General features: G+C 71.8%; 10 protein-coding genes. 6 read left to right on the forward strand and 4 right to left on the reverse strand.

Annotation, left to right across the window (positions count from 1 at the left end; genetic code table 11):
• Positions 1-141: 141 nt before the first annotated feature.
• Positions 142-1,011, reverse strand: coding sequence for a hypothetical protein (locus ACWGJO_RS16220; RefSeq protein WP_452184297.1), 870 nt, complete (start codon positions 1,009-1,011; stop codon positions 142-144).
• A gap of 190 nt (positions 1,012-1,201) precedes the next feature.
• Between ACWGJO_RS16220 and ACWGJO_RS16225 the strand changes: the two genes are divergently transcribed.
• Together ACWGJO_RS16225 and ACWGJO_RS16230 are read left to right on the forward strand one after the other, a co-directional pair.
• Positions 1,202-3,841 (forward strand): valine--tRNA ligase, encoded by a 2,640-nt coding sequence (locus tag ACWGJO_RS16225; protein WP_359908171.1) that lies wholly within the window; start codon positions 1,202-1,204, stop codon positions 3,839-3,841.
• Between the two features lie 312 nt (positions 3,842-4,153).
• Positions 4,154-4,678, forward strand: coding sequence for a hypothetical protein (locus ACWGJO_RS16230; protein ID WP_452184299.1), 525 nt, complete (start codon positions 4,154-4,156; stop codon positions 4,676-4,678).
• Between the two features lie 31 nt (positions 4,679-4,709).
• On the opposite strand, the gene ACWGJO_RS16235 is transcribed toward ACWGJO_RS16230, so the two are convergent.
• The 3 genes from ACWGJO_RS16235 to ACWGJO_RS16245 form a co-directional block, all read right to left on the reverse strand.
• Positions 4,710-6,254 carry a chitinase gene (locus ACWGJO_RS16235; RefSeq protein ID WP_452184301.1) on the reverse strand — a complete coding sequence of 515 codons (1,545 nt, stop codon included), beginning with the start codon at positions 6,252-6,254 and terminating at the stop codon, positions 4,710-4,712.
• 165 nt (positions 6,255-6,419) lie between these two features.
• On the reverse strand, positions 6,420-7,559 hold the full coding sequence (gene wecB / locus ACWGJO_RS16240) for a non-hydrolyzing UDP-N-acetylglucosamine 2-epimerase (protein WP_452184364.1): 1,140 nt from the start codon (positions 7,557-7,559) through the stop codon (positions 6,420-6,422).
• 70 nt (positions 7,560-7,629) lie between these two features.
• Complete coding sequence (locus ACWGJO_RS16245; protein ID WP_452184303.1) at positions 7,630-9,063, reverse strand: glycosyltransferase family 2 protein; 1,434 nt, start codon at positions 9,061-9,063, stop codon at positions 7,630-7,632.
• Positions 9,064-9,247: 184 nt separating this feature from the next.
• Between ACWGJO_RS16245 and folC the strand changes: the two genes are divergently transcribed.
• The 4 genes from folC to ACWGJO_RS16265 all read left to right on the forward strand — a co-directional run bounded on the left by folC (position 9,248) and on the right by ACWGJO_RS16265 (position 12,904).
• A complete protein-coding gene (gene folC, locus ACWGJO_RS16250; protein ID WP_401051400.1) occupies positions 9,248-10,639 on the forward strand; it encodes a bifunctional tetrahydrofolate synthase/dihydrofolate synthase in 1,392 nt (463 codons plus the stop codon).
• A 1-nt stretch (position 10,640) separates the two neighbouring features.
• On the forward strand, positions 10,641-10,991 hold the full coding sequence (locus ACWGJO_RS16255) for a DUF4233 domain-containing protein (RefSeq protein ID WP_452184305.1): 351 nt from the start codon (positions 10,641-10,643) through the stop codon (positions 10,989-10,991).
• A 108-nt stretch (positions 10,992-11,099) separates the two neighbouring features.
• Complete coding sequence (gene ndk, locus ACWGJO_RS16260) at positions 11,100-11,513, forward strand: nucleoside-diphosphate kinase (protein WP_359908153.1); 414 nt, start codon at positions 11,100-11,102, stop codon at positions 11,511-11,513.
• A 365-nt stretch (positions 11,514-11,878) separates the two neighbouring features.
• A complete protein-coding gene (locus tag ACWGJO_RS16265) occupies positions 11,879-12,904 on the forward strand; it encodes a rod shape-determining protein (protein ID WP_049648984.1) in 1,026 nt (341 codons plus the stop codon).
• The last annotated feature ends 62 nt before the right edge of the window (positions 12,905-12,966 follow it).

The raw sequence follows: 12,966 nt of genomic DNA on the forward strand, positions 1-12,966 counted from the left end.
CCACCTCTTGCCCCACCGTGGTGCCGCGTTACAGTCAATCGGGCGCCCGCGGTCTCATGAGCCCTGCACCGTGGCCCCCCCCCACTCGGCGGGGCCCCCGACCGTGTTCGGGGGCGGGGCCCCTCCCATGTCACGTGCGCGCTACTTGGCGACCTTCATGGCGTCGCGGATCGCCCGGGTCTTCTCCGCGGCCTGGTCCGGGGTGACGCCCTGGCCGCTGTCGCCGCCGGTGCCGCCCAGGCTCATCTTCGTGAAGGTGACCCGGCCGTAGGTGGACTTGTCCGCCCACACGCAGACCGTCGGCCCGGCCTTGCCGGCGATCACGCTGATCACGCCGCAGCTGAGCTTGCCGGCGGAGGCGTGGCTGTCCTTCGCGGGGTAGTCGGTCATCGGCGTGGTCCAGCTGACCCCGCCGCCGTCCTTCTTCGAGTCCGCGATGATCTGGTCCGGGTCGTTGAGGTCTCCGTAGATCCCGATCACCGAGAGCGAGTCCACGTTCTTGACGTCGGTGCCCTTGCCGTAGCCGGCCACCACCGCGTGCAGGTCCTTGCCGACCTTGGAGACCTCGGGCTTGCTCATGTCGGCGGCCTCCTCCTTCGCCGACTTCTGGACGTAGCCGTCCAGCAGCGTCTGCGGGGCGGTGAGCTTGTACTGGCCGCCCGCGTCCTTGCCGCCGAGGAACGACCAGGCGGCGTAGCCGCCGCCGCCCAGCACCAGCGCGCCGACCACCAGCCCGATCACCAGGCCGCCCTTGCCCTTGGGCTGCTGGGGCGGCGGGTAGCCCGGCTGGCCGTACGGCGCCTGCGGCGGCGCGCCGTACGGCTGCGGGGGAGTGCCGTAGGGCTGCTGCGGCGGCTGCCCGTACGGGGGCTGACCGTACGGGGGCTGGGGTGCGCCGTAGGGCTGCTGCGGCGGCTGGCCGTACTGCGGCGGCTGCCCCCCGTACTGCGGCGGCTGGCCGCCGTAGGGCTGCGGCTGTCCCTGCGGGTACTGCTGTCCCTGGCCGTACATCTGCGTTCGTGCTCCCCCGCCGCACCCGCGGCCTGTCGTGGTGTCCAGTCGTTCCGTGCCCGTCCGGTCCGCCGGACGAGTGCCCGGGCACGCTACCGCACGGTGGCGGACCGGGGCCCGCCCGGGCGCGGCGGGTCCGGGCACCGAAAGCGGTTCGTGACCCTCCCCCCGGTTACGTAAACTGTGCGTCGTGACCGACACGACGAACCAGCGCCCCGTGAGCACCTTTGCCGGGGACGAAGCAGCGACCCTCCCGACGACCTACACCCCCGCGGACGTAGAGGGCGAGCTGTACGAGCGCTGGGTGGAGCGTGGCTACTTCACCGCGGACGCGAAGAGTGACAAGCCCGCCTACACCATCGTCATCCCGCCGCCGAACGTCACCGGCGCCCTGCACCTGGGCCACGCCTTCCAGCACACGCTGATGGACGCGCTGACCCGCCGCAAGCGCATGCAGGGCTACGAGACGCTCTGGCTGCCGGGCATGGACCACGCCGGCATCGCCACCCAGAACAAGGTCGAGCAGCAGCTCGCCGAGTCCGGCCTCTCCCGCCACGACCTGGGCCGGGAGGCCTTCGTCGAGAAGGTCTGGGAGTGGAAGAAGAGCTACGGCGGCCGCATCCTCGGCCAGATGCGCCGCCTCGGCGACGGCGTGGACTGGTCGCGCGAGCGCTTCACCATGGACGAGGGCCTGTCCCAGTCCGTCCAGACCATCTTCAAGAGGCTCTTCGACGACGGCCTGATCTACCGCGCAGAGCGCATCATCAACTGGTGCCCGCGCTGCCTCACCGCGCTGTCCGACATCGAGGTGGAGCACGAGGACACGCCGGGCGAGCTGGTCTCGATCCGCTACGGCGAGGGCGAGGACTCGATCGTCGTCGCCACCACCCGGGCCGAGACGATGCTGGGCGACACCGCGGTGGCCGTCCACCCCGAGGACGAGCGCTACCGGCACCTGGTCGGCCGGACCATCAAGCTGCCGCTGACCGACCGTGAGATCCCGGTCGTCGCGGACGAGCACGTCGACCCGGAGTTCGGCACCGGCGCCGTCAAGGTGACGCCCGCGCACGACCCGAACGACTTCGCCATCGGCCAGCGCCACGGCCTGCCCAACCTGACGGTCATGGACGATCGCGGTGCGATCACCGTGCACGGCCCCTTCCTCGGCATGGACCGGCTGGAGGCCCGCTCGGCCGTCGTCGGCGCGCTGCGCGAGCAGGGCCGGATCGTCGCCGAGAAGCGCCCGTACATGCACGCCGTGGGCCACTGCTCGCGCTGCCACACCGTGGTCGAGCCGCGGCTGTCGCTGCAGTGGTGGGTCAAGGTCGAGCCGCTGGCCAAGGCCGCCGGCGACGCCGTCCGCGACGGCAAGGTGGAGATCCACCCGAAGGAGCTGGAGCGCCGCTACTTCGACTGGGTCGACAACATGTACGACTGGTGCATCTCGCGCCAGCTCTGGTGGGGCCACCGGATCCCGGTCTGGTACGGCCCCGAGGGCGAGGTCGTCTGCGTCGGTCCGGACGAGCAGCCGCCGACCGGCGAGGGCTGGGTCCAGGACCCGGACGTCCTGGACACCTGGTTCTCCTCCGGCCTGTGGCCGTTCTCCACGCTCGGCTGGCCGGAGCGGACCGCGGACCTGGAGAAGTTCTACCCGACCGATGTCCTGGTGACGGGCCACGACATCATCTTCTTCTGGGTCGCCCGGATGATGATGTTCGGCCTGTACGCGATGGACGGCGAGGCGCCGTTCAAGACCGTCGCCCTGACCGGTCTGGTGCGCGACGAGTTCGGCAAGAAGATGTCGAAGTCCTCCGGCACGGCCGTGGACCCGCTGGACTGGATGGACGCCTACGGCGCCGACGCCGTCCGCTTCACCCTGGCCGGCGGCGCCAACCCGGGCGCCGACGTGCCGATCGGCGAGGACTGGGTCAAGGGCTCGCGCAACTTCTGCAACAAGATCTGGAACGCGACCCGCTTCGCGCTGATGAACGGCGCCACCACCGAGGGCGCGCTGCCCGCGCCCGAGGACATGACCGCAGTCGACCGCTGGATCCTGTCGCGGCTGAACGCCACCGTCGCCAAGGTGGACGCGCTGTACGACGACTTCCAGTTCGCCAAGGCGACGGACGCGCTGTACCACTTCGCCTGGGACGAGGTCTTCGACTGGTACGTCGAGCTCTCCAAGACCACCCTGGCCAAGGGCGGCCCGCAGGCGGACGCCTCGCGCCGGGTGCTCGGCGAGGTCCTGGACGTCACGCTGCGGCTGCTGCACCCGGTCGTCCCGTTCGTCACCGAGGCGCTGTGGACGACGCTCACCGGCGCCGAGTCGCTGGTCGTGGCCGCGTGGCCGAAGGACAGCGGCTACCGTGACGCGGCCGCCGAGTCGGAGATCGCCACCCTCCAGCAGGTGGTCACCGAGGTCCGCCGGTTCCGTTCGGACCAGGGCCTCCAGCCCGCGCAGCGCGTCCCGGCCCAGCTGGAGCTGGCCGGCACCGTGCTGTCCGTCCACGAGGACGCGATCCGCTCGCTGCTGCGGCTGACCGTTCCCGAGGAGGGCTTCGCGGCCACCGCCTCGCTGCCGGTCGCCGGTGCCACCGTCGCGCTGGACCTCTCCGGCACCATCGACGTCGCGGCCGAGCGCAAGCGCCTGGCCAAGGACCTCGCGGCCGCCGAGAAGGAGAAGGCCCAGACCACCGCCAAGCTCGGCAACGAGGCGTTCCTCGCCAAGGCGCCGGACGAGGTGGTCGCCAAGATCCGGGGCCGCCAGGAGGCCGCCGAGGCCGACATCGCCCGGATCACCGCCCAGCTCGCGGCGTTGCCGCAGGGCTGAGCCCGGACCGGTCCCCGAGGGGCCGCACACCGCGACACGCGGGGTGCGGCCCCTCGGGCGTTTTTCCGGCGTTCGCTTCCGGAACGGCTACCCGGGTGCTTTCACTACACCAAATAGCCCAGAAACATTGCTCCCTTCCGGCGAATTATCATCCTGCGACCGGGTGAGGTCCTATTCCGAGCGAATTGATTCCGGTCTTGCCCGCGCGGGTTCGCGGAAGTTTGCAGGCCCGCTGTGTACCGTGTGCACGGAGTTTCCGAATGGGCGTTTCCGCTGAGCGTTCCTGCTGAGCGACGGACGGGAGGGCATGGCGTGGTGGTGACCGAGGAGTTGGCCGACGAACTGCCTGTGGAGGCGGTCGAGGAGGCCAAGGCCAGGGCGGCGACCCTGCTGCTCGCGTTCCGGCACGGCAACCAGATCGCGTTCGACCACGAGCTGGACCTGCTGTTCGCCGAGCACGCCGAGCGCGAGGTGACCACCCTGCTCGCCTGGATCGCCGCCGAGGCCGTCCGCAAGGCGTACGCCCCCGAGGTCGGCGACAGGGTGCTGCGGGCGATGGCCCGGCGGGCCCCGGAGGACACCGGCGCGGTCGACGTGGACGAGGAGACCGCGAGCGCCGCCGGGCTGATCGAGGCGGTGGCGGCCGGCGAGGTGGCCGAGGTCCGCGGCCTGGTGGCGGCGACGCCGGACACCACCTTCCTGCTCGGCGGCCTGCTGCAGGGCGTCGCGATGATGCTGCCGCTGCTGCCCGACGGTGAACTGGCCGAGATCACGGCCGAGTTGCGCCGTCGGTACGGCGGCGCCGCGCACGTGCCGGAGGCCCGGGCCGGGGTCTGAACCCGGGCCGCCGGCAGGCCGGCCGGTCCGGCTACGGCATGGCGTGCAGATGCGAACCGATGGTGCTCGCGACCGGGTTGCCCGCCTTGGCGTCCCAGTTGGTCGACCAGGTCATCGCGCCGCCGATGCCCGGCCACTTGGTGTCCGGCTTGTAGCTGCCGCAGTTGGTTCCGGAGGCCAGGCAGTCCAACGCGTTGTTGACCGTGCCGGCGGCGAGGTACCCGCCGCCGGCGGCGCTGGTGGAGGCCGGCACCCCGAGCCCCACCTGGTCGGGGCGCAGCCCGCCCTTGAGCTGGATGCAGGCCAGCGCGGTGAGGAAGTTCTCGGTGCCCTGCGAGTAGACGTTCCCGTCGCAGCCGTTCATCGCGCCGGAGTTGTAGTACTGCATGTTGACGATGGTGAGGATGTCCTTCACGTTCAGCGCCAGTTTGAAGTACTCCATGCCGGTCGACTGCATGTCGATCGTCTGCGGCGCCATGGTGAGGACGAATCCGCTCCCGGCCTTCGCCGCCAGGGCGTGCAGCGCTTGGCCCATGTAGGTGGAGCTGATGCCGTTCTCCAGGTCGATGTCGATCCCGTCGAAGCCGTAACCCTGCATCAGGGCCCAGGCGGAGTCGGTGAAGTTCGCGGCGGAGGCGGAATCGCCCACCCAGACCGTGCCGTTCTGTCCGCCGATGGAGAGCACCACCCGTTTTCCGGCCGCCCGTTTGGCCGCGATGTCGGCCTTGAACTGGGCGTCGGTGTAGCCGCCGAGGCGGGAGGAGAGGGCGGGGTCGAGGGTGAAGCCCAGGCCGCCGCGGGTGGCGGTGGCGTCCGCGAAGGAGACCGCGATGATGTCGTAGGCGGCCGGGACGTCGCTGATCCGCTGGACGGTGGCGCCGTTGTCGAAGTTCTGCCAGTAGCCGGTGAGGATGTGCTTGGGCAGGCCCGGGGGCCTGGTCGGGGTCGACGTCCCGGTGGGGGTGGGGCTGCCGGTGCCCGTGGCGGTGGCCGTCGGGCTCGGCGAGGCGGTGGCGGTGGCGGTGGCGGTCGGGCTCGGGGACGGCTGCGGTCCGCCGGGCCCGAGCAGCGAGACGTCGTCGGCGGCGAAGGCCGGCTGCCCGTACCAGCCGTGCAGGTAGACGGTGACGCTGGTGGTGTTCGGGCCGGTGCTGAAGCCCGTGCTCAGCTGGGTCCAGCCGGTGCCGCCGGGGGTCCAGGTGCTCGGATCGGTGCCGCCGGTGCCGCGGGCGCCCAGGTAGACGTACGAGCCCTGGACCCAGGAGCTCAGGGTGTACGAGGAGGAGGGCTTCACCGCGACGGTCTGGGTGCACTCGCCGGTGTCGCTCCCGCTCGGGGTGGACTGCAGGGCGTACGTGCCGGAGTGCGCGGCGGTGCTCCGGACCGTGGCGCTCGAACAGGTCCAGCCGGACAGGTTCCCGGTCTCGAAGCCGCCGTTGGTGATCAGATCGGTGTCGGCGGCGTGGGCGCCGGTGCCGTCGGCCAGGGCGAGTGCGCCCAGGCCGATGACCAGGGCGCTCGCTCCGGCGAGCAGCGAACGGACGGCGCGCGGGCGCCGGTGTCGGGCAGGTGGCATGACTCCGTCTCCAGTGGGGGAGGCCCGGCGGCGCCTCGTGGGGGAGGAACGCCGTCCGGGGTGTCGATGGTGCGCGTGCGGGAGCTACCGACAACTCAAGTCCCGGTCGGGAACGGAGACTTGCCTCACAAGGTGGAGTAGACCAATTCTGCTGTCAAGGGGGCGTTACGCGGCCAGTGATGCGGACCCGGCCCCGGCCGGCCCGGCGATCGCCGCGGTCAGCGCGGCGATCCGGGCCGAGGCCAGGCCGTCGCCGTACGGGCTCGGGGTGGCCGCCAGCCGGGCGAGCCGCTCGGGGGTGTCGGAGAGCCACGCGCGGGCCAGGGCGCCCAGCTCCTCGCCGGGCGGCACCAGCGCGGCGAAGCCGGCCGCCACCGCCTCCGGACGCTCGGTGGAGCGGCGCACCACCAGCAGCGGGCGGCCGAGCACCGTGCACTCCTCCTGCACCCCGCCGGAGTCGGAGACCAGCAGGGCCGCGTGGCCCGCCAGGCCCAGGAAGTCGCCGTAGCCGACCGGGCCGGTGACGGCCAGCCGCTCCAGCAGGCCGTCCAGACCGAAGCGCTCGACGGCGGCCCGGGTGCGCGGGTGCATCGGGAACAGCACCGGGGTGCCGGCCCGGGCGATCCGGTCCAGCTCGGCGAGCACCGCGCCGAGCGCCTCGGCGGTGTCGGTGTTCTCCGGGCGGTGCACGGTGGCCAGCACGTACCCGTCCGGGCGCAGCCCGTGCGCGGCGAGCAGGGCGGCGCGGGCGGCCCCGTCCGGCAGCTGACGGCGGACCACCTCGACGACGGTGTTGCCGGTGAGCTCGATCCGCTCCTCGGCCAGCGACTCGGCGCGCAGGTTGGCGACGTTCTCCCCGGTGGCGGCGCAGAGCAGGTCGGAGACGTGGTCGACCATCACCCGGTTGTGCTCCTCGGGCATCGCCCGGTCGAAGCTGCGCAGCCCGGCCTCGACGTGGACCAGCGGGATCCCCCGGGCGTTGGCGGCCAGCGCCCCGGCCAGGGTGGCGTTGGTGTCGCCCTGAACGACCACGGCCGCCGGGCGGTCCTCGGCGAAGGCGGTGTCCAGCTGGCCGAGCGACCGGGCGATCTGGCCGGCCCGGGGGCGGCCGCCGACACCGGTGAGCAGCTCGGGCTCGGGCAGGTCGAGGTCGCGCAGGAAGCGGCCGGACATCGCCTCGTCCCAGTGCTGGCCGGTGTGCACCAGCCGGGTGGCGTCACCGAGCTCGTGGATCAGCGGGGCGAGCTTGACCAGCTCGGGGCGGGTGCCGAGGACGACGGCGACGCTGGACGGGGGCAGGCACATGCTCATGCGGGACTCCGGTCGGAACGTGGTGCGGGGAGGAGACGTGGGGGTGGGCGGCTCGGGACGCGGGTCAGGACTCGAGCGCGGTGGGGGCGCCGACGGCGACCTTCTCGGCGTTGCGGCGGGTCTTGGCCCAGCCGTTGCGGCCGAGCAGCATCCGGACCGCGGCCCGGGTGGCGACCACGAACAGGTGGTAGGCGTAGAGCCAGACCAGGACGCCCCAGAGCAGGGCCGTGAGCCGGCTCCGGTCGGGGTGGACGGCCGTGCGGTAGGCGAAGCCCCAGAACACCATCGGCAGGGCGGCGAGCACGAAGGCGAGCAGCATCCACGGGCCGAACCTGAGCTGGAACTCGGCGGTCTCCTCCGGGAAGAGCACCATCCCGGCGCCGGTGATCCCGAGCGAGAGCGGGAAGAGCAGTACCAGCAGGACGCAGACCACCGGCTGGAGGAAGGTGTACAGCACCTCGGCCTTGCCGGACGGGGTGTAGTGCGGGGAGCGCAGCACCCGGCCGGTGTAGCGCAGGCACTGCATGTTGCCCTGGGCCCAGCGGGTGCGCTGGGTGAGGAAGCGGCGCAGCGAGATCAGGCCCTCCTGGGAGACCTGGGCCTCGGTGACGTGGGTGAGCCGCCAACCGGCCAGCCGCAGGTCGAGGCCGGACTCGTAGTCCTCCAGCAGGGCGCGCTCCGGCCAGGGGCGGCCGGCCCGGCCCTCCTCGGCGGTCAGCGAGTCGAGGGCGGTGAGCCGGACGAACTGGCCGTTGCCGCCGAGGCCGACGCTGCCGGTGCGGCGGCGCAGCAGCTGCATGCCGGTGTTGGTGGCCTGGAACTCGACGTCCTGCATCCGCACCAGTGCGCGGGCCAGGGCGTTGGCGGCCCGGCCGCGGCCGGGCAGCGGGAGCTCGTCGTCGGCGTTGCGCATCCGGACGCCGATCTGGACGGCGCCGGTGTCGGGGCGGCCGAGCGCCTTGGCGTTGCAGACCCGGGCGAGGGTGTCCGGGCCGAGCTGCCCGTCGGCGTCGACCACACCGATCACCACCCGGGAGCGGTCGGTGCCCTCGGGCAGCCAGGCGGAGATCTCCCGGTAGGCGGCGTTGAGGGCGGCGCCCTTGCCGATCCGGGCGTGCGGGCGGCGGCGCTGGACGAGGTGGACCCGCGGGTCGCGGGCCGCGGCGGCGAGCACCAGTTCGCGGGTGGCGTCCTCACTGTCGTCGTCGATCACCCACAGGTGGGCCTCGGGCGCGCCGGCCCGCAGGCCGTCCAGGGTCTGGGTGACCACGGCCTCCTCGTCGCGGCAGGGGATCACCAGGTGCCACTGGAAGGCGGCGGGGTCGCCGGGCTCGGCGGGGCGGCTGTGCCGGAAGGCGTGCCGGGAGCCCGCCCAGTACACGAGGAAGCGGCCGAAGACCAGGAGCATGTAGCCGAGGAGGGCCAGGGAGATCAGTCCGGCGATCCGGACGACGGAGTCCTGGCGAAGCACGATCCATGCGTGCAGGGCGTCGGGCATGGCGAACTGCTCCTGGTGATCAAAGGCCGATGGCTCCCATTGGTTGCGAATCGATGCTTCATTGCGGTTCAAATCGCCAAATCGATAGTAAAGGGAGAAAAATGGGCGATCACGGCAAAGGGCGGGCAAAGTGGCGGTTCTCACCCCGTGAGGAGGACCCGTCGGCGCTCCGTAGACTGTGGTCGTGAGCGACAAGGCCGACCCGAACCCGTACACCATCCGCCCCGCCGACGGCGGCACCGGCGACGCCCTGCGCGACGTCGAGGTGGAGCTCTCCGAACGCTGGCCGGAGAACAAGCTGGAGCCCTCGCTCGACCGGATCGAGGCGCTGATGGACATCCTGGGCCAGCCCCAGCGGTCCTTCCCCTCCATCCACATCACCGGCACCAACGGCAAGACCTCCACCGCCCGGATGGTCGAGCAGCTGCTCAACGCCTTCGAGCTGCGCACCGGCCGCTACACCAGCCCGCACGTGGAGTCCGTCACCGAGCGGATCAGCCTGGACGGCGCCCCGATCAGCCCCGAGCGCTTCGTCGAGGTCTACCGCGACATCGAGCCGTACGTGCGGATGGTCGACGCGGCGCAGCCGGTGCCGATGTCCTTCTTCGAGGTGCTGACCGGCATGGCCTACGCGGCCTTCGCCGACGCCCCGGTGGACGTCGCCGTGGTCGAGGTCGGCATGGGCGGCTCCTGGGACGCCACCAACGTCATCGACGCCGCCGTCGCGGTGATCACCCCGATCGGGCTGGACCACACCGACAAGCTCGGCGGGACCACCGGCGAGATCGCGGTCGAGAAGTCCGGGATCATCAAGTCCGGTGCCGTCGCCGTCGTCGCCCAGCAGCAGCTGGACGCCGCCGAGACCATCCTGCGCCGCGCCGTCGAGGTGGACGCCACGGTCGCCCGCGAGGGCATGGAGTTCGGCGTGATCCGCCGCGAACTCGCCGTCGGCGGACAGCTGGTGACGCTGCGCGGACTCGGCGGCGAGGAGTACGAGGACGTCTTCATCCCGCTGCACGGCGAGTACCAGGCGCACAACGCGGCCCTCGCCCTGGCCGCGGTCGAGGCCTTCTTCGGCGTCGGTGGCGCGCGCGGCGGGCAGCTGGACGTGGACAAGATCCGCCAGGCCTTCTCCGGCGTCTCCTCGCCGGGCCGCCTGGAGGTCGTCCGTCGCAGTCCCACGATCGTCCTGGACGCCGCCCACAACCCGCACGGCGCCCGCGCCACCGTGGCCGCGCTCACCGAGTCCTTCGGCTTCACCCGGCTCGTCGGCGTGATCGGCACCTCCGGGGACAAGGACGTGGCCGGCGTGCTGGAGGCCTTCGAGCCGATCCTGGCCGAGGTCGTCATCACCCAGAACTCCACCCACCGCGCGATGGACGTCGACGCGCTCGCGGCGCTGGCCGTGGAGGTCTTCGGCCCGGACCGCGTCCAGGTCGAGCCCCGGCTCGACGACGCCATCGCCGCCGCCGTCACCCTCGCCGAGGAGGAGGGCGACCTCGGCGGCTCCGGGGTGCTGGTCACCGGTTCGGTCATCACGGTGGGCGAGGCCCGCCTGCTGCTCGGGAGGAAGTGACATGAGGACGCTCTGCTCCTCGACCTTGATCGGCGAAGCGCTGCTGATCCTCTTCGCGGCGCTGGTCGCGGTGCGGCTCACCGACGTCTCCGGCGCGGAGGTGTGGACGGTCAGCGGCATCGCGATGGCGCTGTGCGTCCTGCTCTGCGGCATGATCGACCGCCCCGGCGCGGTGCAGATCGGCTGGGCGCTGCAGATCGGGCTGATCGCCGGCGGGTTCATCCTGCCGACCATGTTCGGTCTCGGCGTGGTCTTCGCCGGCCTGTGGTGGTGCTCGGTGCACTACGGCCGCAAGGTCGACGCGTTCAAGGCCGCCCGGGCCGCCGCGGAGGCTGCCGCAGTACAGGTCTGAGGCCCGGACCGGCGGACCGACACGCCGTGTACGCAAGGTAATCTCTGCCCTGTCGGCGCCTCTTGTCGACCCGACTGTCCGCCGAACCGAATCCCCAGGAGACGCACCGTGTCCCAGCGCACTCTCGTCCTGCTCAAGCCCGACGCCGTCCGCCGCGGCCTGGCCGGCGAGATCATCAGCCGCATCGAGCGCAAGGCCGGCTGGCGGTTCGCCGCCGTCGAGCTGCGCACCTTCGAGCGGGCGACGCTGGAGCAGCACTACGCGGAGCACGTGGGCCGCCCGTTCTACGAGCCGCTGCTGGAGTTCATGACCTCCGGCCCGTCGATCGCGCTGATCGTCGAGGGCGAGGAGGTCGTCAAGGGCATCCGCATGCTGGCCGGCGCAACCAACCCGCTGGAGGCCGGTGCCGGCACCATCCGCGGCGACTACGCGACGATCACCCGCGAGAACCTGATCCACGCCTCCGACTCCCCGGAGTCCGCCGAGCGCGAGATCAAGATCTTCTTCCCCGCGCACGCCTGACCCGGACCGGGCGACACGCCCGGCGGGAGCGGGGGTGACACACCTCGGGGAAGCGGGTGACGCACCCGCAGGACCTTCGTCCGCCCCGGTCGGGACCATTGGCCCGGCCGGGGCATTCTTATCGTGAAATAGGGAACTGGAGGCGCCGACACGGCGTCCCAATCCTCGGAGATGCGATCACGCCCCGGACAATGGACGGTATGCCCCACGTCTACGTCCGTGCCGCGCGGCGTGACTACGATGGACGCGACTCAAGGGCCCGGTAAGGCAGCTCAGCTGGTCTCCGCCCAAGCGTGGGCGCGCATTCGTCCACCCCCCCATGAACTCCGAGCCCGGGAAGGCACCCACACCCCATGGCGAGCAACCTGTCGTTCATCGGCCGCGACTTGGCGATCGACCTCGGAACAGCCAATACGCTGGTGTACGTCAGGGGCAAGGGCATCGTCCTGAACGAGCCGTCCGTCGTCGCGGTGAACACCAACACCGGTGGGATCCTCGCGGTCGGCGCCGAGGCCAAGAAGATGATCGGCCGCACCCCGGGCAACATCGTCGCCATCCGCCCGCTCAAGGACGGCGTGATCGCCGACTTCGAGATCACCGAGCGGATGTTGCGGTACTTCATCCTCAAGATCCACCGCCGTCGCTACCTCGCCCGCCCCCGCGTCGTGGTCTGCGTGCCCTCCGGCATCACCGGCGTCGAGCGCCGCGCCGTCATCGAGGCCTCCTCGCAGGCCGGCGCCCGCCAGGTGCACATCATCGAGGAGCCGATGGCCGCCGCGATCGGCGCCGGCCTGCCCGTCCACGAGGCCACCGGCAACATGGTCGTCGACATCGGCGGCGGCACCACCGAGGTCGCCGTGATCTCGCTCGGCGGCATCGTCACCGCCCAGTCCATCCGGGTGGCCGGCGACGAGCTGGACAACGCGATCGTCCAGCACATCAAGAAGGAGTACTCGCTGCTCCTGGGCGAGCGCAGCGCCGAGCAGATCAAGATGAGCATCGGCAGCGCCTTCGGCCTGGAGGGCGAGAAGGACGAGCACGCCGAGATCCGCGGCCGCGACCTGGTCAGCGGTCTGCCCAAGACCGTGGTGATCTCCGCCGCCGAGGTCCGCGAGGCCATCGACGAGCCGGTCAACGCGATCATCGACGCGGTCAAGACCACCCTCGACCAGTGCCCGCCCGAGCTGGCCGGCGACGTCATGGACCGGGGCATCGTGCTCACCGGCGGCGGCGCCCTGCTGCGCGGCCTGGACGAGCGGCTGCGCCGCGAGACCGGCATGCCGATCCACATCGCGGAGAACCCGCTCGACTCCGTCGCGCTCGGCTCCGGCAAGTGCGTCGAGGAGTTCGAGGCCCTCCAGCAGGTACTCGACGCCTCGCCGCGTCGTTGACACGTCGCCGCACCACCGGTACCACGCGTCACATCCGACACTCGACTGAACGGGTCGCCGCC

Source organism: Kitasatospora sp. NPDC054795 (assembly GCF_053611565.1).

Coding starts and splice junctions, on each gene's coding strand:
- ACWGJO_RS16220 (WP_452184297.1), bottom strand. CDS start 1,011: ATGTACGGCCAGGGACAGCAGTACCCGCAGGGACAGCCGCAGCCCTAC.
- ACWGJO_RS16235 (WP_452184301.1), bottom strand. CDS start 6,254: ATGCCACCTGCCCGACACCGGCGCCCGCGCGCCGTCCGTTCGCTGCTC.
- wecB (WP_452184364.1), bottom strand. CDS start 7,559: ATGTGCCTGCCCCCGTCCAGCGTCGCCGTCGTCCTCGGCACCCGCCCC.
- ACWGJO_RS16245 (WP_452184303.1), bottom strand. CDS start 9,063: ATGCCCGACGCCCTGCACGCATGGATCGTGCTTCGCCAGGACTCCGTC.
- ACWGJO_RS16255 (WP_452184305.1), top strand. CDS start 10,641: ATGAGGACGCTCTGCTCCTCGACCTTGATCGGCGAAGCGCTGCTGATC.